The organism is Streptomyces sp. NPDC127108 (genome assembly GCF_042677545.1).
GTDB lineage: Bacteria > Actinomycetota > Actinomycetes > Streptomycetales > Streptomycetaceae > Streptomyces.
On record NZ_JBHXTE010000014.1, the window covers coordinates 74,434 to 100,351 of the forward strand.

Genomic DNA, 25,918 nt, shown 5'->3' on the forward strand with positions numbered 1-25,918 from the left:
GGTGGGGGCGGGGTACGGGCGGCTGATCTCCGATGCGGGTCGGCTAGACGACCCGGCGCGGCGGCCTGGAGAACGGGCACGGCTGCGAGAAGAACTCGCGCCGCTCCTGCACGTCACGGAAGTTGCCCTGCGTGGACGCGCCGGTCGCGGCGAGGAGCATCCCGTCGGAGGAGTCCGGCCCGTCGAGGTAGCCGATCAGCGGCCCCGCCGAGCTGGACGGCACGTGCGCGGCGACCTCGTGCCGCTCCAGGGGGTCGGCCTGTGCCGCGTTGTCCCGCATCTTGCGGACCGTGCGGATGGCGTCCGGGGCGCCGGTGAGCGACTTGGTCTCCATGCCGCCGAGGTTGTTGCGCGGCAGGTGCAGGTGCATGTCGCGCCAGGCGAAGATGAACACCCGCAGCCCCACGCCGTGCCGTTCGAGCCGCGGGAGCAGCGGGTCGGCGACGCCCTCGGCCCGCAGCCGCGCCAGCTCCGCGCCGAACTGCTCGTACAGATCGGTGAACAGGTGGAACCGCATGCTGACCGAGTGGCTGCCGCTCGTCAGGCCGAGGTTCTCGCGGATCTGGTGGTAGTCGTGAGTGCTGAGGTTGTCGACGATCGGCGGCAGGCACACCTCGACCGGGTCGAACAGCTCGGCGGCCCCGTCCAGGGCGTCGACGGCGGTCGCGATGTCACCGGCACGGGCGCTGCGGATGGCCGCCTCGATACGGTCGTTGATCTCCCGTACGAGAAGTTCGGGGATCTGGTGAAGTGCCCGGAACTGGGTGAAATACGTGTCACCGGCCAGGTGGTGCTCATGGACGGCGTGGTGCAGCCGGTCGCTGGCGAGCAGGCGCTCCGGGGCGACGCCCGGCGCGGGATGCGCGGCCTTCGACAGGTTCGAACTCCACACCCGGGCGTCGTGGTTGGCGACGCGCACGCAGTGCAGTACGCCGAACCACCGGTCCTCCAGGCCGCGTTCGGCGATGACTCCCTCCACGTCGACCATGCCCTGCCCGGCGAGCGTGGTGAGCCGCTGGTCGAAGCGGCGCAGGGCCGGGGTGAACTCGGCGAACGCGGGGGTCGCCTCGACGTCCCAGCGGGGCGCGTCGTCCGGCATGCCCCCGCTCACGCGCAGGGCGGCGACGCTGAGGCGCACCAGGACGCGGTGGAAGCTGCGCACCCAGTGCAAAGCCGTCACGCAACGGTCGACATCCAGCCTTTCCAGATGGTCGCCGGCGCGGTCGAGAAGGTCCGTCAGGTTGTGCAGCGCGATCTCGGCTGACTGGTAGAGCCCCACGAGCAGGGCCTGCGGGGTGACCGGATCTGCGGTCGCCTCCTCGCGGGCTTCCTCAATGGCACGCAGGCTCTGCAGGGCGTAGTAGTGCTCGGCGATGACGCCTCGTTCGTTGTGGGTGGGGGCGTGGGAGGCGACAGGCGTGGGGTGCAAGAGACTCTCCCTCAGGGGCGATTGACACACCATTGGATGTCGTTGCCCGAATGGTGGTCGATGTCATCTGTCGTACGGCATGAGCAGATGTCGTTCTTCTTAGTGAGGCGCTTTTCCGGGCGATAGACTGAAAGTTTTTCCTGTCCTGTCGACAGGACAGGCGGCCCTTGAATTGCGCGATGTCGCGGACCCGGGCCGACAACTTCCCACCCGGTCGGGAAGTTCGCTGGTGGGGGGTGGCGCTTCCCGTTCACTGCAACATCATTCGCCCACTCGGCGGGCCGGATACGTGTGTCCAGCACCGGTGGGGCAGCTCCAGACTCGCTCACCTTAGGCGCCGAGTGGTATGGGTAAAAGTGCGTATCGACACTCGGGGAACGCGTTAAGGGCGCAATAAAAATTACGGGGAGACGCTGTGTTGGTTATGTCCGCTATATCCGTGCGTCACTATCAGCGCATGCTCGACCTGGCCATCGAGGCGCTACGGGAACCGGATCCCGGAAGGCTGTGGCCACCGGTGGTCTCGGAGTTATTGAACGCCTGCGGCGGTGAGTTCCTGTTCCTGACCCGTACGGAAGGGACGGGCGACGGGGGCCCGGTCCGTTCCTGGGCCGCGGACGGGGCCGCCGACCACCGCCTCGACGATCATCTCAGGGAGCGCATCCGCCTCAGCTGTCCCTTCGCGGACCACTACGCCTCGTCCGGCGACCGGGCGCCGCGGACCGCCGCGGACATCCTCGGCGAGCGGGAGTGGCACGACAGCGAGACGGCACGGCTGCTGCGGGCCCGCCTCGGCACGGACCACCTCCTGGTGCTGCCGCTGCCGGACGCCTCGGGGCCGCGCCGCTACTTCCTCATCTGCCGCTCCGGGACGGACTTCACCGACGCCCACCTCGCGTACGCGCGCCGGATCCAGCCCCTGCTCGCGAGCGTCGACGAGCAGGCGGAACTCCTCAGCCGCTGGCGGGCGGCGGCCGCGTCCCCGGAGGGCGTACCGGTGGCCGGGGAGAGGGCCCCCGCACCGGCCGCCGAGGAGAAGGCCCCCGCACCGGCCGCCGACGAACCGGCGCCCGGCGGTGACCTCACGCCGCGCGAACTGACCGTCCTCGGACTGCTCGCCGACGCCCTCACCGCCGCGGTCATCGGCCGCCGCCTCGGCATCTCGGTGCACACGGTGCAGAAGCACATCCAGAGCATCTACCGGAAGCTCGGCACCCGCGACCGGGTCACCACCGTCCTGCGGGCGCAGACGTACGGCCTGATCCCCGCCCCCGCCGGGGCACCGGAGGCAGGTGGGACGGGTGCCGCCGGACGGCACCAGAACGACAGGGCCTAGCCTGCGGGCATGTTCACGACGCGCCCCACGCTCCAGGGCACCTTCGGCATGGTGTCGTCCACGCACTGGCTCGCCTCGCAGTCCGCGATGGCCGTCCTGGAGGACGGCGGCAACGCCTACGACGCCGCCGTGGCGGCCGGCTTCGTGCTGCACGTGGTCGAGCCGCACCTGAACGGGCCCGCCGGCGAGGTACCGATCATCCTCGCCCCGGCGGGCGGCGACGTGCGCGTCCTGTGCGGACAGGGCGTCGCGCCCGCGGGGGCGAGCGTCGCGCACTACCGGGACGCCCTCGGCCTCGACCTGGTGCCCGGCACCGGGCCGCTCGCCGCCGCCGTGCCCGGCGCCTTCGACGCGTGGATGCTGCTGCTGCGCGACCACGGCACCAAGTCCCTCGCCGAGGTCCTGAAGTACGCCATCGGGTACGCCGAGGACGGGCACCCGCCCGTGGAGCGCGTCACGGAGACCGTCGAGACCGTACGGGAACTGTTCGAGACCGAGTGGACGTCGTCCGCCGAGGTCTACCTCCCCGGCGGCACCCCGCCCGCCCCCGGCGAGCTGCTGCGCAATCCGCGCCTCGCCGCCACCTGGCGGCGGCTCCTCGCCGAGGCCGAGGCCGCGGGCGGCGCCGACCGCGAGGCGCAGATCGACGCCGCCCGCGAGGTGTGGCGCACCGGCTTCATCGCCGAGGCCCTGGTCCGCCAGGCCGCACGCCCCACCCTGGACACCAGCGGCAAGCACCACACCGGCACCCTCACGGCCGCCGACCTCGCCGACTGGTCGGCCACGTACGAGGACCCGGTCACCCACGACTGGAACGGCTGGACCCTCTGCAAGGCGGGCCCCTGGAGCCAGGGCCCCGCCTTCCTCCAGCAACTCGCCCTGCTTCCCGATGAATTGCCCGCATACGGCTCGGCCGACTACACGCATCTGCTCATCGAAGGCTGCAAGCTCGCCATGGCCGACAGGGAGGCCTGGTACGGGGACGCCGCCGAAGCGCCGGTCGCCGAACTCCTCTCGTACACCTACAACGCCCGGCGCCGGGAGCTGATCGGCGAGCGCGCCTCCCACGAGCTGCGCCCCGGGCGGCCCGGCGGACGCGAGCCGAGGCTGTCCGCGCACGTGCGGGCCGTCGCCTCGGGGGCGGCGGGTGCCGGTGCGCGCGAGGCCGCGCCGGGAGCGGGGGAGCCGACGGTGGCGGGGGCCGGGGAGCCGACCGTGGCGCGGGGCGCCGATCCGGCCGTGGCGGGGGACGGCGGGACCCGGGGCGACACCTGTCATCTGGACGTCGTCGACCGCTGGGGGAACATGGTCGCGGCGACGCCGTCCGGCGGCTGGCTCCAGTCCAACCCCGTCGTGCCGGAACTCGGCTTCCCGCTCGGCACCCGGCTGCAGATGGCCTGGTTGGAGGAGGGCCTGCCCAACTCGCTCACCCCGGGCCGCCGCCCCCGCACGACCCTGACGCCGTCGCTCGCCCTCAAGGACGGCGTGCCCGTCATGGCCTTCGGCACGCCGGGCGGGGACCAGCAGGACCAGTGGCAGGTGCACTTCTTCCTGTCGGTGGCGCTGCGCGCGCCGGTACGCGGCGGGCTCGACCTGCAGGGCGCCGTCGACGCCCCCAACTGGCACACCGAGTCCTTCCCCGAGTCCTTCTACCCGCGCGGGATGCGGCCGGGCCTCGTCGTCGTCGAGACCCGCACGGACCCGGAGGTCGTGGCGGAGCTGCGGCGCCGCGGCCACGATGTGACCGTGGGCGGCCCCTGGTCGGAGGGGCGGCTGTGCGCGGTGGCCCGGGACCCGCGGACCGGGGTGCTCTCGGCGGCGGCGAATCCACGGGGGATGCAGGGGTACGCGGTCGGGCGGTGAGGCCGGGGCGGGCGCCGGGACGGACGGCGGGGCGGGTGCCGGGCGGCACTCAGTCACCCCAGGAACTCCCTTTCATCCCGATTCCACCCACTGTTCACCCCGGGAGTCCGCGTTGTCAGTGGTACGTGCTCTCATGGAGGCATGATCGAAACACAGGCAATCAAGGAAAGCATCGACGACTTTCTCGCACGACAGAGCGCTGACGTGGAGCGCGTGGTCCGCGAGGCCGCGGCCGCGGAGATCACCCCGAGGTTCCGGCAGCTCGCCGAGGACGACGTCGTCCAGAAGAGCGGCCCGCACGACCTGGTGACCGTCGCCGACCGGCTGGCGGAGGAGCACCTGACCCGAGAGCTCACGGCCCTGCTGCCCGGCTCGGTCGTCGTCGGCGAGGAGGCGGTGCACGCCGACCCGGCGAGGTACGACGCGATAGCGGGCGAAGCGCCGGTCTGGATCGTCGATCCCGTCGACGGGACACGCCAGTTCGTCCACGGAGACCCCGGTTTCTGCACGCTCGTCGCGCTCGCCCTGGACGGCGTCGTCCTGGCCTCGTGGACGTACGCACCCGCGCTCGACGAGTTCGCGACGGCGGTCCGCGGCAAGGGCGCCACGCTGAACGGCACGCCCCTGCGCGCCGGTTCCCCCGAGCCCGGCCGCCCGCTGACGGTGGCCACGTCCCACCCGGACTTCACCACCGACGACCAGAAGCGCGCCCTGCTCGGCCTCACCGCCGAAGGCTTCGCCGCCCGCCCCTGCGGCTCGGCGGGCCTGGAGTACCTGGCCATAGCCCGCGGCGCCCTCGACGCCGTCGCCTTCAGCTGGGAGCTGGCCTGGGACCACGCCGCGGGCCTGCTCCTGGTGGAGGAGGCGGGCGGCGCCCACCGCACCCGCGAGGGCGTGCCCTTCGCCATCACCGGCGGCAACGCCCTGCCGTTCACGGCGGCCCGCGACGAGGCCACGGCCCGCCGGGTCGCGGGGGTTCTCGCGGGCGGGGCCTGATCGGGACGGGTGCCGCGGCGGGGGCGGCCCGGGGGAGGGCGCGCCGTGGGGGCGGCGCTCCGACTCGCGCGGGCTGCCGCAGGCCGTCGGGGCCGGGGAAGGGCCCGTGCTGCGGCATATCCTGGGCGGCACTGGCCATCGGCTGACGAAGGAGTCCGAAGGTGCCGTCGATGCTCGATGCCGTCGTCGTGGGGGCGGGACCGAACGGTCTGACCGCTGCCGTGGAGCTGGCCCGCCGCGGCTTCTCCGTGGCCGTCTTCGAGGCCAGGGGAACCATCGGTGGCGGCGCCCGCACCGAGGAGCTGACCCTCCCCGGCTTCCGGCACGACCCGTGCTCGGCGGCGCACCCCCTCGGCATCAACTCACCCGCGTTCCGCGCCATGCCCCTGGAGCGGTACGGCCTCGCGTGGCTCCAGCCCGAGCTGCCCATGGCCAATCCGCTCCTCGACGGCCGCGCCGCCGTGCTCGCGCGTTCCGTCGCCGAGACCGCCGCCTCCTTCGGCCCGCGCGACGCGGGAGCGTACCGCAGGCTCGTCGAGCCCTTCCTGCCCCACTGGGACACCCTGCTGCGCGACTTCATGTCGCTGCCGATGACCGCGCTGCCCCGCGACCCGGCGCTGCTCGCCCGGTTCGGGCTCGTGGGTCTGCCGCCGTCGACGTGGCTGATGCGGCGCTTCCGGGACGAGCCCGCGCGGGCGCTGTTCTCCGGACTCGTCGCCCACGTCATCGCGCCGCTCGGCGGACTCGCCACGGGCGGCGTCGGCATGGTCTTCGCGCTCGCCGCGCACGCCCGCGGCTGGCCGCTGGCCCGCGGCGGCTCGCAGTCCATCTCCGACGCGCTCGCGGCGTACCTCACCGACCTCGGCGGCATCATCCACACCGACTACGAGGTCAAACGGCTCGACGACCTGCCGCCCGCCCGCGCGTACGTCTTCGACACCTCGCCCACCGCGCTCGCCCGCATCGCCGGGCTCGGGCGCTACTACGACAACTTCCGGTACGGCGCCGCCGCCTTCAAGGTCGACTACGCGCTCGACGGGCCCGTGCCGTGGACCGCGCCCGAGGCACGCGTTGCAGGGACCGTCCAGGTCGGCGCGAGCAGGCAGGAGATCGGCGCCGCGCTGCGGGCCGCGTCCCGCGAGGGCCGGGCACCCGACGCGCCGTTCCTGATCACGGTGCAGCCCGGCGTCGTCGACCCGTCCCGGGCACCCGCGGGCAAGGAGGTCTTCTGGGCCTACGGGCACGTACCGAACGGATGGCAGGGCGACCTCACCGACGCCATCGAGCGGCAGCTGGAACGCTTCGCGCCCGGCTTCCGCGACCGCGTCCTCGCCCGTGCCACCGCGGGCCCGCCGCAGCTCGCCACCCGCAACGCCAACTACGTCGGCGGCGACATCGCCTGCGGCGCCGCCAGCGGACTCCAGCTCCTGCTGCGGCCCCGGCTCACCGCCCACCCGTACCGCACCCGGCACCCGGCCGTGTTCATCTGCTCCTCGGCCACCCCGCCCGGACCCGGCGTGCACGGCATGTCCGGCCACAACGCGGCGAAGGCCGTCTGGAAGCGGCTGCGGGAGCCCGCGTGAGCGCCCGCCTCACCTGCGTCCAGGGCGACATCACCCGGCAGCGAGCCGACGCCCTCGTGAACGCGGCGAACTCCTCGCTGCTCGGCGGCGGAGGCGTCGACGGGGCCATCCACCGGCACGGCGGCCCCGACATCCTCGCCGACTGCCGCCGCCTGCGCGCCGCGCACCACGGCAAGGGCCTGCCGACCGGCCAGGCCGTGGCGACGACGGCCGGACGCCTGGACGCCGCCCACGTCATCCACACCGTCGGCCCCGTGTGGTCCCCCACCGAGGACCGCTCACCCCTGCTCGCCTCCTGCTACCGCGAGTCACTGCGGGTCGCGGCCCAGCTGGGGGCCCGCACGGTCGCCTTCCCGGCGATCTCGACGGGGGTGTACCGATGGCCGCTGGACGACGCGGCGCGGATCGCGGTGGCGGCCGTGCGGGGCGCCTTGGCGGCGGGCCCGGACGGGGTGGGCTCGGCCGGGGTGGGCCCGGGTGGGTCAGGTCTGGGCGAGTGGGGCTCGGGTGAGGCGGGGCCGGGCGGAGCGGGCCCGGGTGACGTGGGGCCGGGCGGGCCGGGCCCGGGCGGGGTGGTGCCGGTGGGGTGGGGCCTGGACGAGGTGCGGTTCGTCCTGTTCGACGAGGTCGCGTACCGGGCGTTCGAGGAGGCCCTGGCCGCGGAAGGTTGATGTCGGATTCTCGCCAGCCCCGGGCGCGGGGATGGCCGATGCTTGAGCCATGCCGCCCGTGACGCACACCCCATCCCGAGACCCCGAGACCACCGCCCCCACATCAGCAGCCGGCCGGTCCGAGGACCCGGCCACGTCCGGCACGCCCCTGGAGACGGGGCCGGACGGCAACGGGCGCACCGGCCCGGCCGGGGCCCGGAGCGCCGATCGGCCCGGCCCGGCGGAGCCGCAGGGGGCTGTGCGTCCCGGCAGGGAGGGTACGTCCGAGGAGGGCCGGACCGGACCGGCCGGTGACCGGGGTGCCGGTCGCCCCGGCGATGCAGGAGGCCGACGTGGTTCCGGCAGCTCCGGTGATGCGGCAGCGCTCGGCTCCGGCAGCCCCGATGACGCGGCAGCGCAGGGTTCCGGCAGCCCCGGTGACCCGGCAGCGCACAGCTCCGAGAGCCCCGGTGATGCGGCAGCGCACGGCTCCGGCAGCCCCGCAGACCCGACAGCGCACGGCTCCATCCGCTCCCGCCGGACCGGGGGACCGGCGTCCGACCGCCCCCGCCCTGGCCAGTCCCGGGGACCGGGTTCCGGCCGCACCGGCCCGGCAGCCGCACAGAACCCGGTCGGCGACCCCGCCCGCACCCCCGACCGAGCAGCCGCGCCCGCAGGGACGTACGGGGACTTCGAGCGGTGTGTGCGGGCCGTGCAGTCGAAGGACGCCCGGTTCGACGGATGGTTCTTCACCGCCGTCCTGACGACCCGCATCTACTGCCGTCCCAGCTGCCCGGTCGTGCCCCCCAAGCCCGCGAACATGAGCTTCTACCCGAGCGCCGCCGCCTGCCAGCAGGCCGGATTCCGCGCCTGCAAGCGCTGCCGCCCCGACAGCAGCCCCGGCTCGCCCGAGTGGAACCAGCGGGCCGACCTCGTCGCCCGCGCCATGCGGCTCATCGGCGACGGCATCGTCGACCGCGAGGGCGTCCCCGGCCTCGCCACCCGCCTCGGCTACAGCACCCGCCAGGTGGAGCGGCAGCTCCTCGCCGAACTCGGCGCGGGCCCGCTCGCCCTCGCCCGCGCCCAGCGCGCCCAGACCGCTCGGCTGCTCATCGAGACCACCGCCCTGCCCATGGCACAGATCGCCTTCGGCGCGGGCTTCTCCTCGATCCGTACGTTCAACGACACCGTCCGCGAGGTCTTCGCGCTCGCCCCCGGAGAACTCCGGGCCCGGGCGGCGAAGCGGTCCGGGGACAGGCGCGCGGTCCCCAGTGTCGGTGCCAGTGCCAGTGCCAGTGCCGGTGCCGGTGCCAGTGCCAGTGCCGGTGGCGGTAGTGGTGGCGGTGCTCACGGCCCCGCCTCCGCCGGTGCACGCGGTGCACGCGGTGCACGTGCTGCAACCGGTGCACCCGGTGTGCATGGTGCGCCCGAGGCCTTCGCGACCGGAGGGACAGCCCCCACGCCCGACAGCCCGCACACGGCCCCCGCCTCCCACACCACCCCCGCCGGCACCCTCGGCACCATCTCCCTCCGCCTCCCCTTCCGCGCCCCCCTCAACCCCGACAACCTCTTCGGGCACCTCGTCGCCACCGCCGTGCCCGGCGTGGAGGAGTGGCGCGACGGCGCCTACCGCCGCACCCTGCGCCTGCCCTACGGGCACGGCATCGTGGCCCTCACCCCGCACCCCGACCACATCGGCTGCCGCCTCACCCTCACCGACCCGCGCGATCTGACCCTCGCCATCAGCCGCTGCCGCCGCCTGCTCGACCTGGACGCCGACCCCGTCGCCGTCGACGGTCAACTGGCCGAGGACCCGCTGCTCGCCCCCCTCGTCGCGAAGGCGCCGGGCCGGCGGGTGCCGCGCACCGTGGACGAGGCCGAGTTCGCCGTACGAGCCGTCCTCGGCCAGCAGGTCTCCACGGCCGCCGCCCGCACCCACGCCGCGCGCCTCGTCACCGCCCACGGCGAGCCCATCGACGACCCCGAGGGCGGCCTCACCCACCTCTTCCCCGCACCGGAGGCCCTCGCGGACCTCGACCCGGAGTCGCTCGCGCTGCCCCGCAGCCGCCGCACCACCCTGCTGACCCTGGTGCGCCACCTCGCCGACGGCACCCTCCAACTGGGCGTCGAGAACGACTGGGAGCGCGCCCGCGCCCAGCTCACCGCCCTGCCGGGCTTCGGCCCCTGGACCACGGAGGTCATCGCGATGCGGGCCCTCGGCGACCCGGACGCGTTCCTGCCCTCCGACCTCGGCATCCGGCGCGCCGCCCAGGCGCTCGGACTGCCGCACACCCCCGCCGCCCTCACGGCGCGCGCCGCCGCCTGGCGCCCCTGGCGCGCCTACGCCGTCCAGTACCTGTGGGCCACCGAGGACCACGCCATCAACTACCTCCCGAACGGGACGTGACCCATGCACCGACAGCACACCGTCGTCGACAGCCCCTACGGGCCGCTGACCCTCGTCGCCACCGACGGCACCCTCAGCGGCCTCTACATGACCGAGCAGCGCCACCGCCCCGCCGAGGAGACCTTCGGCGACCGCGACCCGTCCCCCTTCGGCCCGGCGACGGAGCAACTGGATGCCTATTTCGCGGCCGAGTTGAAGGAGTTCGACCTGCCGCTGCGCCTGGACGGCACCTCGTTCCAGCGCTCGGTGTGGCAGCGGCTCCTGGAGATCCCCTACGGCGAGACCCGCACCTACGGCGAGCTGGCCGCGGAACTCGGCAACCCCGCCGCCTCCCGCGCCGTCGGCCTCGCCAACGGCAAGAACCCCATCGGCGTCATCGTCCCCTGCCACCGCGTCATCGGCGCGAACGGCGGCCTGACCGGCTACGGCGGCGGCCTCGACCGCAAGCAGCGCCTGCTCGCCTTCGAGAGCGGATCGGTGCTCTTCTAGACGGCGCTCTTCTAGGCGGTGCTCTTGTAGGCGGTGCTCTCCCAGGCGGTACGAACGGGCTCGGGTCAGCCGATCCGGCGCCCGTTCTCCAGCTCCACCGCGCCCGTCCCCGCGTCCAGCGCGTCCAACGCGGCGAGGACCCGGCCCGCGAGCGGCGCCGAGAGGTACGTCGGCAACTCCTCGCGGGTGGCGAGGCGCCAGGAGAGGAGTTCCTCCTCCTGGAGCCGGATCGCCTCGAACCGCTCGTCGGCGAGCACCCCGCCGTCGTACAGGAAGGCCACCAGCGGAGGCCGCGCGGACGTGCCCGGCACCCAGTCCACGGCGAGCAGTCCGCCGGGCGCGATGTCCAGGCCGATCTCCTCGACGGTCTCGCGGCGCGCGCCCTGGCGCGGGCTCTCGCCGTCGTCCGACTCGACGGTGCCGCCCGGAAGGGCCCAGCCCTCGCGGTAGTTGGGCTCCACGAGCAGGACGCGTCCGGCGCGGTCGCGGATGACGCTGGCTGCTCCGGCGAGGACGCGGGGGAGGCTCGCGATGTACGTGGCGTAGTCGAGAGTGGTCACGACAGGAAGCGTAGCGCCAGGTGGATCACCCGCCGTGGCGCTTCGACGGCGGGAGCAGCCCCAGGGTGGCCAGGGTGTCCGGGTGGTCGGAGCCGAGTACGTGCGCGCGGGCCGTGTGCACCTCCGCCGCCACGGCGTCGGCCTCGGTGTCGCGGCCCGCCCCGCGCAGGGCGACGGCGAGTTCGTGTCCGCTGGCGAGCGTGTCCGGGTGCTCGGGGCCGTGCACGAGGGCGCGCCCGCTGTACGCGGCGCGGGCCTCCTCGGCGGCCTCCTTGCAACGGCCGAGCAGGATCAGCGCGACGGCCAGGTTGTGGCGGCACAGGAGCGTGCCGGGGTGGTACGGGCCGACGGTGGTGTTCCAGGACGACAGGACGGCGCGGTAGGCGGAGTAGGACTCCCCGTGGCGGCCGATGCGGCCGAGCAGGAACGCGCACTGCTGGTGGGCGACGAGGGTGTGGACGTCCCGTGCGCCGAGGGCGCGCGCCCGGCGTCCGGCCGTGTCCGTGCACAGGGTGAGTGCGTCTTCGTACCGGCCCAACTGCGCGTGCACGATGGAGAGGTCATAAGCGCTGTCGAGGGTTTCCGGATGGTCGGGGCCGAGCAGCAGGCGCTGGTTCTCGGCGACGCGGGTCAGGTCCGCGAGCGCGTGCTCGGGACGGCCCGCGCGGCCGACGGCGACGGCGTTGCGGTGCTCCACGACGAGCTGGGCCTGACGGGTGGGCTCGACGGTGGGGGCGGTGACGGCGGGTGTTTCGGTGAGCGGGCGCAGGGGCGGGGCGGGCAGGACGGTGAAGGGCGTGGCCTCGCCGCCGTGCCGGAGTGTGCCGCGGTACGGCGTGACGCCGTCCTGGGGGTTGAGACGTTCGCCGGTGAAGCCGATCGCGAAGCCGAAGCCGTCACTGTTGCCGCTGCCGCTGTCGGGGGTGTTCAGGAGTACGACGTGCACGCCGAGTTCGGGAGGCGGCGGCTCCGTCCAGAGGGCCGACCCGCTGTAGAAGAACGCTTCGGCGAGGACGACGATCAGGCGGGACTGGGCGGGTGGCGGTGTGCCCGTGTTCCGTGCCTCGTCGACGAGAGCCCGACGGCGCTCCAGCTCCAGGTCCAACGCCCGTGTCGCGTCCGGGGTGTCGGGTGCGAGCACGACATGGGGCAGGCTCCGCGCAGTCTGCGGGCGGAGGAACCGCGTCGCGTCGCCCACGAGGACGATCTGCACGTCGGCGGGGGAGTGGTGGGCGGTGAGGCCGAGGACGAGCGCGTCCAGGATCGCGGTCTGATGGTCGACGGGCCCCCAGAAGCTGCCGTGCGGGCCCATGCGGTCGAGATCCAGGACGAGTTCGGCCCCTGCCGTCGTATGGCCGATGGTCGCTCCGAGCACGGCCTTGCGGGAGTGCGTCCGGGCGAACCCGTCGAAGCGCTCGGCGACTTCGGCCGCCGACGGCCGCAGGTGCAGCAGCGGGCTGCCGCACAGCCTGAGCAGATCGTGGAACGCGAGCGGCAGACCCTCGCCCGCCACCTGCCGCAGCACCTCGGCCAACTGGCTGATGTCGTGCGCGATCCCGTCCGGGTGCTCCTCCACGCACCATCCCGTCACGAACACCTCGCCGCCCGACACCAGGACCCGCGCCGCCGCGAGGTCACCGTGGACGATCCCCGCCGCGTGGGCCCCGGCGAGGGCGTCCGCCAACTGCTGGCCGAGCCGGGCGAATTCCACGGGGTCGTCGAAGCGCTCCGGCGCGCTCGTGCGGCGCAGCAGGTCGGGCGCGGGGCGGTCACCCTCCCAGATGACGCCCGTCGCGAGCCACGCGGGCTCGTCGGCCGGGTCGACCTCCGTCAGGAGCGGGGCGTGCCTGCCGTTCAAGGAGCGCAGTGCCGCCACCTGGCGGGGCAGGGACGCCCTCGCGACCGACCCTGGTCGGGTCAGCCGCACTGAAGCGACGCTGCCCGTGCCGAGGAATCGGCCGAGGAAAAGACCACTCGTCGTACGCGCCGTGAGATGCCGGGCGAACAGCTGCCAGGGGCCCGCCCAGGGAGGGTTCCCCGACGTCAGTGAGCGCCAGTCCGAGCCGGGCTCGTCGACGTACGCGGGCACCTCGGGGGGCCCGGAGGTCCAAGGGACCTCGACGGACGGCGTGCGGGGTGCCACCTGCGGCGCGCCGCCGTCACCGCCGGACAGCGGCGGCCGGTACCCGCCCACCCCCAGCCGCCGCAGCAGCCGCTCGTCCACCCACCCGAACGGCCGCGCCCCCGCGTCCGCCCAGTCCGTGCCCGCCGGATGCGCCATCCAGGCGGGGAAGTCCGGTGAACGGCCCGCGAGTTCGGCGAGCCGTCGGCTCACGTCCCGGCCGGTCCGCACCAGATCCGGCGTGGGCGCCGCGGTCAGGAGCAGGCCGCGGGCCGCGTCGGTGAAGTCGAACGACCTGTGCTGCGGCGGGAGTCCGGCCGAGTCCGCCGTGCGGCGCATCAGCCCGCTGAGGAACACCTCCGCCAGATGGCCCGTCGTCACCTCCGCGCCGAGTGCGTCCTGCGTCAGCCGCATCACCGGCACCGACAAGGGTGCGATCGCGGCCAGTTGGGCGGCGAGGCGGTACGCCTGCGGGGATGCCGCGGCACGGAAGCGGAGGACGGCCTTCGCGGCGTCGTCGGGGCTTTGGGGGTGGTCGGCGTACATGAGGCGTGGGGCGGCTCCGGTTTCTCCGGTGCTCCCGACGTCTCCGGCGGCCACGAGGCCCTCGGCGGCCACGATGCCCTCGGAAGCCTCGGCGACCCTGCTGCCCCTGGCAACCCCGCTGCCCCTGGCGGAAAGGCTCGTACGGAGGGAGGGCGCGACCCCCGCATCCGGCCCCGCCAGAAGCGGCAGCACCGCGCTCGTGCCCGGCGAGGCCACCAGCGCCGCCCACGCCCCCACCGCGTCCGGCTCCGGCGCGAGCACCGGTACCGGGATGCCGTCGAACGCCGCGAGGTCCGCCGGCAGCACCGGATCGGCCACGTCCCAGGTGAGGTTGGGCGCGCCGCGCCGCCGCGTGGTGACCTGCCAGCGCTCCGCACGCAGCCCGGAGCCGTCCCACAGGTGCTCCGGCAGCGCGTGCAGGACGGCCGTCGGGCCGCACCGCGCCCACTGCTTGAGGGCTGCCCGCATCCGGCCGTCGCGCCATGCCGCGCCGACGCCGTCGCTGACGACGAGGACGAGGGTGTTGCCGCCGGGGTCGGTGACGGTGGCGGGGGACAGGACGGCCGTGCCGGGGCTGTAGGCGCGGCCGAGCAGGGGCGCGGTCGTGCTGCGGGTGTCCAGGCCGAGGACCCGTACGGTACGGAACGCGCCGCTGCGTTCCAGCAGTTGCCGGGTCTCCGCGGCGAGCCGCTGCCACAGCAGCATGGACACGCCGTCGTCCACGAGCAGCGCCAGGTCGAGCCAGCGCGCGCGGCCGGGGCGAAGGACCGCGTCCGCGAGCCCGCTCTCGGCCGCCGAGTCGGCACTCGCGATCTCGTCCAGCTCCCACCGGCGCCGGTCCGGTCGGCTCTGCTTCAACGGCCGCAGTGCCCGCCCGAGTTGGAGCTGGCGGGCGCCCAACGCGGTGGTGCCGGGGGTGCGGACGGGAAGGGCGCGGGACGCGCGCGAGGTGACGCGCGGCGCGGAGGCACCGGCGTACAGCGGAGTGGTGCCGCGCGCCGCCGGCCGGGCGTCGGCGGCGGGCGCGTCCCGGGCGGACGCGAAGGCAGGCGGCCATCGGGACGTCTTGGCGGGCCCGGGGAACCGTGCCGGTCCGCTGCTCGGACTCCCGGGGGCTGATCCGAAGCCCCGTGGGTCGACGTCGACGTCGACGTCGGAATCGGCGTCCGCGTCGGCTTCGGCGGGCGGGCCGGTGATCGGGGCGTCCAGGTCGTGCGCGGGCGGTGGCGGAGGCGTGAGCCCGGTCGCCCGCGCCAACGGCGCCGACGCGTCCGAGGGCAGCCGTTCCGCCAGCCACAGGGCGTCGAGCAGCTCCTCGCGGGAGAGGTCGAGGCCGCTGGTGGAGAGGGTGGCGAGGACGGCGTGGAGGGGGTGCGGGGGCGCGGGCTGCGGGGGCGGCGCGGACTGCGGGGTGTACCGGGCACGGAGGGCGTACGTCATGCCCGGGGAGGGCGTGCCCTCCGGGACGTGCCAGCGCTGGCTCGCGGCGTCCTCGGCCGCGCCCTGCGGTTCGTGCGGAGGGTGCTGCCCGCCCACCCGCAGCTCGCTCCAGGGGGAGCCGGGCGACCAAGGCGGAAGGGGTGGCTCCGGATCGGGGGCGGCCTCGTCCTCCCGCGCGGCGCCCCGCTCCTCCTCCGGCGGCCCCGCCCCCACCCGCTACACCGCCCCGCCGAGCCGGTGCAGTACGGCGTCCAGGAGGGCGCCGGGCGGCAGGTCCACGCCGCCCTTGCGCAGGAACACCGCGTTCAGGAGCTGGTCCGTCGCCAACTCGCCGGGGGCGCGCCGCGCGAGGAACGTCCGCAGCAGGTCGTCCACGCCGACCAGGGCCTCGTCGCCCAGGTGCGCCCCGACGATGTCCCGCAGCCGCTGCTCGTCCGGCTCCGCCAGGTCCAGGCGGACGCAGCGGCGCAGGAACGCGGGCGGGAACTCGCGCTCGCCGTTGCTGGTGATCACGACGACGGGGAACTGCGAGCAGCGCACCCGGCCGCGCAGCACGGGCGCCCGGACCTGCGGGTCCGCCGTGAGCACGTCGACCCGCGACTCCTCCTCCGGCAGCCGCGCCAGCTCCGGGATCTCGAACTCGCCCTCCTCGAAGACGGTGAGCAGGTCGTTCGGCAGGTCCACATCCCCCTTGTCGAGCTCGTCGACGAGCAGGACGCGGGGGCGCTCGCCGGGAACGAGGGCGGTACCGAGCGGCCCGAGCCGGACGTACGAGCCGATGTCGGTGCCGGTCGCACCGGGTGAACCGGACGGGCCGGACTGGCCGGACTGGCCGGACTGGCCGGACTGGCCGAGTGTGCCGGACGTTCCGGGTGCGCTGGACGTTCCGGGTGCGCGAAGTGGACCGGACGGACCCGGCGCATCCGCCGCCCCCGGCACACCCACCGCTCCCGGCACACCCACCGCCCCCGGCACACCCACCGCCCCCGCCGCGCCGCCGGAGTCCTCCGCCCGCTCCTTGCGCAGGTTGGACTCCCGCAGCCGCCCGATCGCGTCGTACCCGTACAGCGCGTCGCGCAGCGTGGAGCGGCTGTTGACCGGCCAGGTCAGGACGCGGCCGAGGCTCAGCTCGTGCGCGATGGCGTGCGCGAGCGAGGACTTGCCGGTGCCGGGATGGCCGGTGACGAGCAGCGGACGGCGCAGCAGCAGCGCGGCGTTGACGATCTCCGACTCGTCGGGGCCGATGAGGTACGGGCGGTGCGCCCGCGCGTCCGTACCGTCGGCGTCGCCCGCCCGGGCGCCGCCGCCGGGCGGGCCGAAGCGACGCCACGGCGGCGCCTCCGGGAACGCGACGCGCCGGGTCTCGCCGTCACCGCGGAACAGCCGCCAGTCCCCGGACGCCCCCGAGCCACTGGGGGAGCCGGTGCCGCCGGGCGGCCCTGAGCCGCCGGATGCCCCTCCACCTCCGGGCACCCCTCCACCCCCGGACGCCATCACACCCCCAGCCGCCCCCACCTGCTCCTGATCCCACTGCTCGTTCATGCGCTGCCTGCTCCTCGGCCGGGGGCGGGGGTCGGGGTCGTACTCGGTAGGGGGTCGTGGTCCATCCGCTGCGGGGGGACGTCGGGGTCGGTCAGGTGGGTTCGGGGGGCCTCCCACATGCTGGGCTCCCAGGTCGAGGGGTCCTCCCACGCGGTCGGCTCCTCCCACACCAGGGACGGGCGGCCGGCCGCAGGGCGGCTTGACAGTGCCTGGCCCCGGAACTCGCGTACGCGGTCGGGGAGGCGGTGCAGCAGCCCCGTGGGGGAGAGCGGGTCCAGGCGGTCCGCGTCGCCGTCGCCGCGGGCGTCGCGGTCCCACAGGACCACCGGGACGCCGAGCGCGAGGCAGACCTCCAGGAGCTGGCCGCGCAGGGCGGGCGGGCCGTGCAGGACGACCTGGTTGGCGTCGTGGTGGCCGACCGTCAGGAGCGCGGCGACCTGCCGGGCGTCGGCGTGCGTGCCGTCGACGACCAGGGGGCGGCCGTGGCCGTCGGCCCAGCGGCGCCGGTGCTCGGCCTCGCGGCGCGGCACCCGGCGGCTCATCTCCGGGCAGCGCAGCGTGAGCGGGTAGCAGACGCCGAGCGGCAGGCTCGGCACGAACTCGTTGGGGCTGCCCGCGTCCCACTCGTCGACGGGAAGGTGCAGGCCCACGCGGTCCACGGCGACGTCCACGGCGAGCGGAGTGCCGGCCGGGGCGGACAGCTCGGCGGCCTCCCGGATCAGCGCGCCCACCTGCTGCGGTGTCAGGGTCGCCTCGCTCGTACCGGTCTCCACGCGGCGTATGCCGCCGTCCGCGAGCCGCTGCCACAGACGGCAGCGGTAGCGCTCCGGCTCCCGCGGGCCGTCCTGCGCGAGTTCCGCGAGGAGCCGGACGACCGGCTCGCCCCGGGACGCCACCGCCCCCCAGTGCGTGGCGTCCGCGCGCCGCTGGTCGCGCGCCGCCGCGTGCACGCCGAGCCGGGCGCACACCCGCTCGCTCCAGACGCGCAGCGCGTCGCCCGGACCGGGCTCGGCGGCCGCCGCGACGTACTCGACGAAGTGCACGAGCGGCGGCACGGGCGGCGAGCCGGAGACCGGCACCGGGTCGTGGTACTCCTCCAGTCGCGCGATCACCGTAGCCACCTCGGGCTCGCGCAGCCGGGCGGTGCACAGCGGCCGCGGCAGCGGCGTGAAGCGCAGCGCCTCCCGTGCGGCCCGCGCGGGCAGCGTCGCGTCGGCGGCCACGACCTGGCTCAACGCCCGCTCCAGGGAGGCGAACTCGGACATCGAGAGCAGCCCGGCCGCGGTGACGGCCCGGCCGAGGGCGAGCAGCGGCGTCAGCTGCTCGGGCCGCGCGCCGTACGGCCCGGCCGTCGCCAGGGACTCGCTGAGCGTGGGCAGGGCCCTCGGCGCGGCGAGCAGGTCGGCGGCGAGCTCCTCGACGGCCGGGGCGGGCGCGCCGTGCGCGGGGGCGCGGCCCAGTTCGGCGTGGAGCCTGCGGACATGGTCGGCGCGTACCGCCGGGTCGCCCAGCAACGACCGCAGCAGGACCACGAGTTCGGCGGCCACCGGGTCGTCGGGCATCGGCGTCCGCGTGGTGCGGCAGCCGTCGACGACGGCGGCGGCCCCGGCGGCGTACAGCTGCTCGCGGATCGCCTGCCACGGCAGCGCCCACGTGCGCCGCACCGTCTGCCCGGCGCGCACCCCGTGGCCCGCCTCGCCTCCGCCCGCCGACCCGCCGTGCGCGAGCCGCCCCACGACCAGTCCGGCCGCGCCCGTCCCGCACTCCGTCCACAGCGGACCGCCGCTGAAGCCGGGGCCGATCGCGGCACCCGAGAACTCCCCGTCGAGATAGCCGAGCCGGTCATCGAGCAGTTTCAGGCGCGCGTCCGCGAACGTGATCGGGTCACCGCAGCCGTGCCAGGCCCGCAGCCGCTGCCCCTGCGCCATCTCCGTCCAGGCGACCGGCGCCGTCCCGGGCGGCGCCGGTTCGCTCAGCGCGAGCACGCACAGGTCGCCCTGCCACGCGGCGTCCCCGCCCCGGCGCGGCGGCAGCCACACCTCGATCTGCGCCTTGATCCGCACCGTCCGCCGCTCGAACCCCACCTGCAGTACGTCCTCGACGGGCCGCGACTCGCTCAGCGGCGCCAGACCGAGCGCTTCGTTGACGACGTGCGCGCAGGTCAGCACGCGGTGCGCGGACAACAGCGCGGCCGCGCCGACGGCCGCCTCGTCCGCCCGCGCGAGCACGGCGACGACGGGCGGCGCCCCCGCCGCCGCGCGCTGCCACCCGGTCACGCTCAGCCCTCGCCCCCGCCGCCCGCGGGCAGCCCGTCCGTCGGCTCCCCGGACCCCGTACGTTCCGTGTCCTCCGTACGCCGCCACGTCGCCGACACCGTCATCGTGGCCGTGCCCTTCACCCCGACGATGCCGAGCTTGAGGTCCTTGCCCACCTCGACGCCGAACTCGACACCGAACTCGTCCGGCGGGTGCTCCGCCCCGGACACCGAGGCGTGCACCTGGTCGAGGAGCGGCCCGAGCGGCCGCAGCGTCGCCCGCAGCGTGTCGGCGGCCAGCGCGGCGGCCCGGCCGCCCCCGCTGGACACCGGGCCCGGCACACCGAACTCGGCGGGCAGCCCGCCGTCGTCGGGGACGCCGATCGGCGGCGCTTCGCCCACGTCGGCGAGTCGCACGCGCAACGCGGCGCCGGAAAGGTCGAGTTCCAGGTACTCGGGCATGAGCACATTGTGCCGATCACCGCCCGGCGACGGCAGAGCTTCGCGCTACTCCACCGAGCCCGCCGACTCGGCCGACGCCCCTGACGGCCCCGGCTCCCCTGACGCGGCCGACTCCACCGGCCCTTCGGCCACCCCGCCCGCCCGCGCCACGTCCGCCGCTCCGCCAGCCCCCGCCACATCCGCCGCCCCGGCCCCCCGCGCCGCCAACCGTGCCGTCCGCTCCGCCAGTTCACTGATCCGTGCCCCGTCGTAGCCGAACACCGCGCTGCGCACCCGGTCCCGCAGCGGCTCGCGCCACCGCGCCGGGATGGCCGCCGCCCCGCACAGCACGCCCGCGACCGACCCCGCCGTCGCACCGTTCGAGTCGGTGTCCAGGCCGCCGCGGACGGTCAGCGCGATCGTGCGGGTGAAGTCCCCGTCGCCGTACAGCAGCCCGGCCGTGAGGACGGCGGCGTTCGGCACGGCGTGGATCCAGCCGAGCCCCGCCGTCTCGCTCTCCACTGTCGCCAGGGTCTCCTCCCAGCTCAGCGACGCCTCGTACAGCGACATCACCCGGCGCACCGTCCGCGCGAAGCGGCTGCCCGCCGGGATCACGGTGAGCGCCGCGTCGAGCGCGTCCCGCGGCCCGGCCGCGGTGAACGCCGCCGCGACCAGCGCCGCCGCCCACATCGCCGCGTACACGCCGTTGCCGGAGTGCGAGAGCACCGCGTCCCTGCGGGCGAGGGACGCGGCCCGGTGCGGGTCGCCGGGGCAGGTCCAGCCGAAGACGTCGGCGCGGATCAGGGCCCCGATGAACTCCTGGTACGGATTGTCGTACGTCGCCGTCAGCGGCGGCTTGAGCCCGTTCGCGAGATTGCGGTACGCGACGCGCTCCGCCGTGAACGTCTGGAGGTACGGAAGGCGCCGCAGCCACAGCTCGCCCACCTGCTCGGTGCTGAAGCCGAACCCGTGCGACTCCAGGAGTTCCAGGCCGAGGATCGCGTAGTCCACGTCGTCGTCGCGGCAGCTGCCGTCGATACGGCCGCGCACGCAGGCGGGCCACTCCGGCCGCAGCTCGAAGCCCACCGCGCCCTCCGGCGGCTCCGGCAGGTAGTCGGTGAGGGGGAGCGCGTCGGTGAGCCGCAGATAGCGGTCGATGCGGTCGCGCGTCCAGTGGTCGCCGCGCTCGACGGGCTTGCCGAGCATGTTCCCCGCGACCCGGCCGAGCCAGCCGCCATGGACGCGGTCCGCGAGCGGGATGTCCGGTGCCGTCGACGTCATGGGTCCGGTCTACCCGAAGGCGGGGGCGCGCCGCGCGCCGTCGACCGCGACCGGGGGATGATCGATCATCTCCTGCTCGACCTCCGCACCGCTTTGCCCCGACATGAGCGGAAATCTCGGGGCAGTGGATCAAGGCGTGACCCGGTCGACCATGGGCAGCGGCCCCCTCCTGCGGTTATGGTCGCAGCGGCGCGACTGCCTTGACGCGAGCAAGGCCCGGAGAGCAAGGGGAATGCAAGGTGGCGGACGCTGCAGAGACGGCGGGAGTCGGCGCGGCACACGGCGCCGGGGGCACGGGCCGCGGCCACGTGCTCATCGCCGCGGACAAGTTCAAGGGGTCCCTCACGGCCGTGCAGGTCGCCCAGCGCGTGACGGCGGGCCTGCGGGGCGTGCTGCAGGACCTTGATGTGCGGGCGCTGCCCGTTGCCGACGGCGGTGACGGGACGGTCGACGCGGCCGTGGCGGCCGGTTTCGAACGCCGTGAGGCGCGGGTCACCGGGCCGCTCGGCGCGGAGGTGGTGGCCGCGTACGCGCTGCGCGACGGCACGGCGGTCGTGGAGATGGCCGAGGCCTCCGGGCTGCAGCTGCTGCCCGCGGGGACGTTCGCGCCGCTCACGGCGACGACGTACGGCAGCGGCGAGCTGATCCGCGCGGCGCTCGACGCGGGCGCGCGCAGCATCGTCTTCGGCGTCGGCGGCAGCGCGACGACCGACGGCGGCGCGGGCATGCTGGCGGCGCTCGGCGCGCGGTTCCTGGACGCGGACGGTGAGCCCGTCGCGCCCGGCGGCGGCCCCCTGCGGGATCTTGCGTCGGCCGACCTGTCCGGCCTCGACCCGCGGCTCGCGGACGTCGACATCGTGCTCGCCAGCGACGTCGACAACCCGCTGACGGGCCCCAAGGGCGCGCCCGCGGTGTACGGGCCGCAGAAGGGCGCCACGCCGGACGACGTCGCCGCCCTCGACGCCGCGCTCGCGCACTTCGCGCGGGTCCTCGCGCGGGACGCCGGGCCGAAGGCCCTGGAGTACGCGGACGCGCCGGGCGCAGGAGCGGCGGGCGGCATCGGCTACGGAGCGCTGGTCGGCCTCGGGGCGTCGTTCCGGCCGGGCATCGACGTCATGCTGGACGTCCTCGGCTTCGCGCCCGCGCTGGACGGGGCGACGCTCGTCATCACGGGGGAGGGGTCCCTCGACGAGCAGACCCTGCACGGGAAGGCTCCCGCCGGGGTGGCGGCCGCGGCCCGTGCCGCCGGGGTCGACGTCGTCGCCGTCTGCGGGCGCCTCGCGCTGCCCCCGACGGCGCTCGGCACGGCCGGGATCCGCCGGGCCTACGCCCTCACCGACATCGAGCCCGACGTGGCCCGCTGCGTGGCCGAGGCGGGCCCTCTCCTGGAGCGCCTCTCGGCCAAGATCGCCACGGACTTCTTGACCTGAGCCCGCCCCGGGGCTACGAACGCCTGAGGGCCCGAACCGTACGGTTCGGGCCCTCAGGCCACGTACAAGCGTCGAACGCGCCGCTACGGCAACTGCGTCGCCCGCGCCTCACGCCGGTTGTCCCGGAAGTTGTTCACCCGGCGAGCCGTGGCGAACAGCGGAATCACCGCACCGAGGACGAGCTGCAGCGCGCAGCCGGTCTGGAGCAGCAGCTGCCCACCGGGCGCGTCGAAGGCCCAGGCGGCGAGCAGCCCCATCGCGGAGACGATCCAGGCGAGCATGGCGACCGCGAGCGGCCCCCGAGGCTTCGGGTACTCGACCCGGCTCACCATCAGCCAGGCCGTGCCGATGATCGCGAGGAGCGTGGCCACGAAGGGCAGCTCCAGGAGCACGATCGAGACCACCGTCAGCGCCCCGAAGGGCGAGGGCATGCCCTGGAACGTGCCGTCCGGCAGCGTCACGCAGGAGAATCTCGCAAGCCGCAGCACCACCGCCAGCAGGACCACGATGGCGCCCACCGCCGCGACCCGCTCGTGCGCGTCCCTCGCGACCATGCCGTACACGAGCACGAAGTACGCCGGTGCCAGACCGAAGCTGATCAGGTCGGAGAGGTTGTCCAGCTCCGCGCCCATCGGCGACGACCGCAGCTTGCGGGCCACGAGGCCGTCGAAGAGGTCGAAGACCGCCGCGCAGAGCATCAGGATGACCGCGGTGGCGGCGCTGTTGCGGGCCATGCCCGACTCGTCGCCCGACAGGTGCGGGATGAGGATTCCGGTGGTGGTGAAGTACACCGCCATGAATCCGCACGTGGCGTTGCCGAGCGTGAGGGTGTCCGCTATCGAGAGGCGCAGCGACAGCGGCATGTCCTCGTCGGCGTCGTCCACGTTGTCCACGGACTCGGGCACCCAGCCCGCCTGTGTCTCCGGATCAGTCACGGTCAATGCGAGTCACCCCAGCCACGGTCTTCTGACCCACTTCGACGTCCACCTCGACACCCTCGGGCAGGTAGATGTCGACGCGCGAGCCGAAGCGGATCAGGCCGATGCGCTCGCCCTGCTCCACCTTCGTGCCCTGGGGCACGTACGGCACGATGCGCCGGGCGACGGCGCCCGCGATCTGGATCATCTCGATGTCGCCGAGCTCGGTGTCGAAGTGCCAGACGACGCGCTCGTTGTTCTCGCTCTCCTTGTTGAACGCCGGGACGAACCCGCCGGGGATGTGCTCCACGGACGTCACCGTGCCCGCGAGGGGCGCGCGGTTGACGTGGACGTTCAACGGGCTCATGAAGATCGCGACGCGGGTGCGTCCGTCCTTCCACGGCATGATGCTCTGCACCACGCCGTCGGCCGGGGAGATCACCCGGCCCTGGGTGATCTCACGCTCGGGGTCGCGGAAGAACCACAGCATTCCGGCCGCGAGGGCGGTCGCGGGCACGGCGACCGCCGCCGCGCCCTTGGAGCGGCGGGCCTTGGCCAGGCTGAGTGCCGCGGTGGCGACGGTCGGCAGGAGCCACGGCGATGCTCCGCGCGCGAGGCGTACGCCGGCCAGGCTGTCGCGAGGTGCAGAGGTTTGGCTGTGGGGCATGGATGACCTTCGTAGCGGATGATGCCGCACTGCATACGGGGGGACGGCGGCTTTCCCGGGATCGTATCGGTTGCGAGCCACAACTGGGCAAGCCAGGAAGCCGAGTCGGCCGCCGGAGCGTGCTGACTGGGTGTGATCTTCTTCTCGAATAAATCTCGAAGGAATCACCCCAAGTCGGACATTCAGCCCTGGAATCGATACTCTTCGAGGAGTCGTCGGCCAATGATCATTTTCTGGATCTCGGCGGTACCTTCACCGATGAGCAACATCGGTGCCTCACGGTAGAGACGCTCGATCTCGTACTCCTTCGAGAAGCCGTAGCCACCGTGAATCCTGAACGCGTCCTCTACGACTTCCTTGCAGTATTCGGACGCCAGATACTTCGCCATTCCGGCTTCGAGGTCGTTTCGCTCCCCGGAGTCCTTTTTGCGTGCTGCGTTCACCATCATCGCATGGGCGGCCTCGACCTTGGTAGCCATCTCGGCCAGCTTGAACTGAATCGCCTGGTGCTGGGCGATCGGCTTTCCGAAAGTGTGACGTTGCTGGGCATAGGAGACACCCAGTTCGAAGGCACGCTGCGCGACCCCACAACCACGCGCGGCCACATTCACGCGGCCGACCTCGACGCCGTCCATCATTTGGTAAAAGCCGCGGCCGGTCTGTCCGCCGAGCACGCGATTGGCCGGAATGCGCAGGCCATCCATGATCAGTTCGGTGGTGTCGACACCCTTGTAACCCATCTTGTCGATCTTCCCGGGGATCGTGAGGCCCGGACGCACCTCACCGAAGCCCGGTTCCTTCTCCACCAGGAAGGTCGTCATCGACTTGTGGGGGGCCGTGCCCTCAGGGTGTCCTTCGTCACTTCTGACGAGTACGGCGACCAGCGTTGACGAGCCCCCGTTGGTCAGCCACATCTTCTGACCGTTGAGGACGTACTCCTCGCCGTCCTTGACCGCCTTCGACGTGATCGCCGACACGTCCGAGCCGAGCCCCGGCTCCGACATCGAGAACGCGCCCCGTACCTCGCCCGTCGCCATCCGCGGCAGGAAGTGGTCCTTCTGCTCCTGCGTGCCGTGCTGCTTGAGCATGTACGCCACGATGAAGTGGGTGTTGATGATGCCGGACACCGACATCCAGCCGCGCGCTATCTCCTCCACGCACAGCGCGTAGGTGAGCAGCGACTCGCCGAGACCCCCGTACTCCTCCGGGATCATCAGGCCGAACAGGCCCAACTCCTTGAGGCCGTCCACGATCGCTTGCGGGTACTCGTCACGGTGCTCGAGCTCCGTGGCCACCGGAATGATCTCTTTGTCGACGAATTCCCTGACGGTGGACAGGATTTCCCGCTGGACGTCGGTGAGCCCGGCGGTCTGGGCGAGTCGGGTCATGGCTACTTCTCCTGGCTCTTCAGCTCCGAGACGGGGGTGTCGCCCCGCAGGGGTGTCGGTTGAGGGTGGTGGTGGGAGACGGGCGGGCGGCCGGGCTGTTCGCCGCCGCGCTCCTTGATGTACGTCTCGGTGGGCACCATCACCTTGCGGCGGAACACGCAGACCAGCGTGCCGTCCTGCTTGTAGCCCTTGGTCTCCACGTACACGATGCCCCGGTCCGACTTGGACCTCGACGGCGTCTTGTCCAGGACGGTCGTCTCGCCGTAGATCGTGTCCCCGTGGAACGTCGGCGCCACGTGCTTGAGCGACTCGACCTCCAGGTTCGCGATCGCCTTGCCGGAGACATCAGGCACGGACATGCCGAGCAGCAGCGAGTAGATGTAGTTGCCGACGACGACGTTCTTGCCGAAGTCGGTCGTCTTCTCCGCGTAGTTGCTGTCCATGTGCAGCGGGTGATGATTCATGGTGAGCAGACAGAAGAGGTGGTCGTCGTACTCCGTGACCGTCTTGCCGGGCCAGTGCTTGTACACGGCGCCGACTTCGAACTCCTCGTAGGTGCGGCCGAATTGCATGATCC

18 protein-coding genes and 1 pseudogene are annotated in these 25,918 nt (G+C 73.9%); 8 read left to right on the forward strand and 11 right to left on the reverse strand.

From position 1 onward, the window contains the following. Nucleotides 1–43: 43 nt before the first annotated feature. Nucleotides 44–1,429, reverse strand: coding sequence for a hypothetical protein (locus ACFVHO_RS14060; RefSeq protein WP_385713315.1), 1,386 nt, complete (start codon nucleotides 1,427–1,429; stop codon nucleotides 44–46). A gap of 439 nt (nucleotides 1,430–1,868) precedes the next feature. Here ACFVHO_RS14060 and ACFVHO_RS14065 point away from each other — a divergent pair, with 439 nt between their 5' ends. The 7 genes and pseudogenes from ACFVHO_RS14065 (at nucleotide 1,869) to ACFVHO_RS14095 (ending at nucleotide 10,753) form a co-directional block, all read left to right on the forward strand. Continuing rightward, nucleotides 1,869–2,765 (forward strand): response regulator transcription factor, encoded by an 897-nt coding sequence (locus ACFVHO_RS14065; protein WP_385713317.1) that lies wholly within the window; start codon nucleotides 1,869–1,871, stop codon nucleotides 2,763–2,765. A gap of 9 nt (nucleotides 2,766–2,774) precedes the next feature. Further along, the gene (locus tag ACFVHO_RS14070; RefSeq protein WP_385713319.1) at nucleotides 2,775–4,628 is read left to right on the forward strand and encodes a gamma-glutamyltransferase family protein; all 1,854 of its coding nucleotides are present in this window, start codon (nucleotides 2,775–2,777) and stop codon (nucleotides 4,626–4,628) included. A 141-nt stretch (nucleotides 4,629–4,769) separates the two neighbouring features. Further along, a complete protein-coding gene (locus ACFVHO_RS14075) occupies nucleotides 4,770–5,624 on the forward strand; it encodes an inositol monophosphatase family protein (RefSeq protein ID WP_385713321.1) in 855 nt (284 codons plus the stop codon). A gap of 170 nt (nucleotides 5,625–5,794) precedes the next feature. Further along, on the forward strand, nucleotides 5,795–7,207 hold the full coding sequence (locus ACFVHO_RS14080) for a phytoene desaturase family protein (RefSeq protein WP_385713482.1): 1,413 nt from the start codon (nucleotides 5,795–5,797) through the stop codon (nucleotides 7,205–7,207). Beyond that, a pseudogene (locus ACFVHO_RS14085) lies at nucleotides 7,204–7,629 on the forward strand (O-acetyl-ADP-ribose deacetylase); the annotation flags it as partial. The gene ACFVHO_RS14080 and the pseudogene ACFVHO_RS14085, both read left to right, overlap by 4 nt. A 940-nt stretch (nucleotides 7,630–8,569) precedes the next feature. Next, entirely contained in the window at nucleotides 8,570–10,264 is a 1,695-nt protein-coding gene (locus tag ACFVHO_RS14090; RefSeq protein WP_385713323.1) for an AlkA N-terminal domain-containing protein, read from the forward strand. 3 nt (nucleotides 10,265–10,267) lie between these two features. After that, nucleotides 10,268–10,753, forward strand: coding sequence for a methylated-DNA--[protein]-cysteine S-methyltransferase (locus ACFVHO_RS14095; protein ID WP_385713324.1), 486 nt, complete (start codon nucleotides 10,268–10,270; stop codon nucleotides 10,751–10,753). Between the two features lie 65 nt (nucleotides 10,754–10,818). Here ACFVHO_RS14095 and ACFVHO_RS14100 read toward each other — a convergent pair whose 3' ends face one another. From ACFVHO_RS14100 to ACFVHO_RS14125, 6 genes are read right to left on the reverse strand one after another with little or no spacing between them, the layout of a single operon-like run. Further along, complete coding sequence (locus tag ACFVHO_RS14100; protein WP_385713326.1) at nucleotides 10,819–11,313, reverse strand: NUDIX domain-containing protein; 495 nt, start codon at nucleotides 11,311–11,313, stop codon at nucleotides 10,819–10,821. 25 nt (nucleotides 11,314–11,338) lie between these two features. Then, complete coding sequence (locus tag ACFVHO_RS14105; RefSeq protein WP_385713327.1) at nucleotides 11,339–15,634, reverse strand: SAV_2336 N-terminal domain-related protein; 4,296 nt, start codon at nucleotides 15,632–15,634, stop codon at nucleotides 11,339–11,341. Between the two features lie 3 nt (nucleotides 15,635–15,637). Next, nucleotides 15,638–16,963: a MoxR family ATPase gene (locus tag ACFVHO_RS14110; protein WP_385713328.1), complete on the reverse strand. Its 1,326-nt coding sequence runs from the start codon at nucleotides 16,961–16,963 to the stop codon at nucleotides 15,638–15,640. Continuing rightward, nucleotides 16,960–19,239, reverse strand: a complete 2,280-nt coding sequence (locus tag ACFVHO_RS14115) for a trypsin-like peptidase domain-containing protein (RefSeq protein WP_385713330.1) — start codon at nucleotides 19,237–19,239, stop codon at nucleotides 16,960–16,962. Before ACFVHO_RS14115 ends, ACFVHO_RS14110 begins: the two co-directional genes overlap by 4 nt. Nucleotides 19,240–19,241: 2 nt before the next feature. Continuing rightward, nucleotides 19,242–19,679, reverse strand: coding sequence for a CU044_2847 family protein (locus ACFVHO_RS14120; RefSeq protein WP_385713332.1), 438 nt, complete (start codon nucleotides 19,677–19,679; stop codon nucleotides 19,242–19,244). A 45-nt stretch (nucleotides 19,680–19,724) separates the two neighbouring features. Then, complete coding sequence (locus ACFVHO_RS14125; RefSeq protein ID WP_385713334.1) at nucleotides 19,725–20,939, reverse strand: ADP-ribosylglycohydrolase family protein; 1,215 nt, start codon at nucleotides 20,937–20,939, stop codon at nucleotides 19,725–19,727. 308 nt (nucleotides 20,940–21,247) lie between these two features. On the opposite strand from ACFVHO_RS14125, the gene ACFVHO_RS14130 reads away from it, so the two are divergent. After that, nucleotides 21,248–22,369 carry a glycerate kinase gene (locus tag ACFVHO_RS14130; protein ID WP_385713484.1) on the forward strand — a complete coding sequence of 374 codons (1,122 nt, stop codon included), beginning with the start codon at nucleotides 21,248–21,250 and terminating at the stop codon, nucleotides 22,367–22,369. A gap of 83 nt (nucleotides 22,370–22,452) precedes the next feature. Here the strand turns inward: ACFVHO_RS14130 and pssA are convergent, their stop codons facing one another. From pssA to ACFVHO_RS14150, 4 genes are all read right to left on the reverse strand, one after another. After that, entirely contained in the window at nucleotides 22,453–23,310 is an 858-nt protein-coding gene (gene pssA, locus ACFVHO_RS14135; protein WP_385713336.1) for a CDP-diacylglycerol--serine O-phosphatidyltransferase, read from the reverse strand. Then, nucleotides 23,297–23,953, reverse strand: coding sequence for a phosphatidylserine decarboxylase (locus tag ACFVHO_RS14140; protein WP_030361809.1), 657 nt, complete (start codon nucleotides 23,951–23,953; stop codon nucleotides 23,297–23,299). Before ACFVHO_RS14140 ends, pssA begins: the two co-directional genes overlap by 14 nt. A 182-nt stretch (nucleotides 23,954–24,135) precedes the next feature. Continuing rightward, a complete protein-coding gene (locus ACFVHO_RS14145) occupies nucleotides 24,136–25,341 on the reverse strand; it encodes an acyl-CoA dehydrogenase family protein (RefSeq protein ID WP_385713338.1) in 1,206 nt (401 codons plus the stop codon). Nucleotides 25,342–25,343: 2 nt separating this feature from the next. Continuing rightward, complete coding sequence (locus ACFVHO_RS14150) at nucleotides 25,344–25,913, reverse strand: MaoC family dehydratase (RefSeq protein ID WP_385713339.1); 570 nt, start codon at nucleotides 25,911–25,913, stop codon at nucleotides 25,344–25,346. Between the last annotated feature and the right edge of the window lie 5 nt (nucleotides 25,914–25,918).

Coding starts and splice junctions, on each gene's coding strand:
- ACFVHO_RS14145 (WP_385713338.1), bottom strand. CDS start 25,341: ATGACCCGACTCGCCCAGACCGCCGGGCTCACCGACGTCCAGCGGGAA.
- ACFVHO_RS14120 (WP_385713332.1), bottom strand. CDS start 19,679: ATGCCCGAGTACCTGGAACTCGACCTTTCCGGCGCCGCGTTGCGCGTG.
- ACFVHO_RS14070 (WP_385713319.1), top strand. CDS start 2,775: ATGTTCACGACGCGCCCCACGCTCCAGGGCACCTTCGGCATGGTGTCG.
- ACFVHO_RS14150 (WP_385713339.1), bottom strand. CDS start 25,913: ATGCAATTCGGCCGCACCTACGAGGAGTTCGAAGTCGGCGCCGTGTAC.
- ACFVHO_RS14140 (WP_030361809.1), bottom strand. CDS start 23,953: ATGCCCCACAGCCAAACCTCTGCACCTCGCGACAGCCTGGCCGGCGTA.
- ACFVHO_RS14110 (WP_385713328.1), bottom strand. CDS start 16,963: ATGAACGAGCAGTGGGATCAGGAGCAGGTGGGGGCGGCTGGGGGTGTG.
- ACFVHO_RS14080 (WP_385713482.1), top strand. CDS start 5,795: ATGCTCGATGCCGTCGTCGTGGGGGCGGGACCGAACGGTCTGACCGCT.
- ACFVHO_RS14095 (WP_385713324.1), top strand. CDS start 10,268: ATGCACCGACAGCACACCGTCGTCGACAGCCCCTACGGGCCGCTGACC.
- ACFVHO_RS14075 (WP_385713321.1), top strand. CDS start 4,770: ATGATCGAAACACAGGCAATCAAGGAAAGCATCGACGACTTTCTCGCA.
- ACFVHO_RS14125 (WP_385713334.1), bottom strand. CDS start 20,939: ATGACGTCGACGGCACCGGACATCCCGCTCGCGGACCGCGTCCATGGC.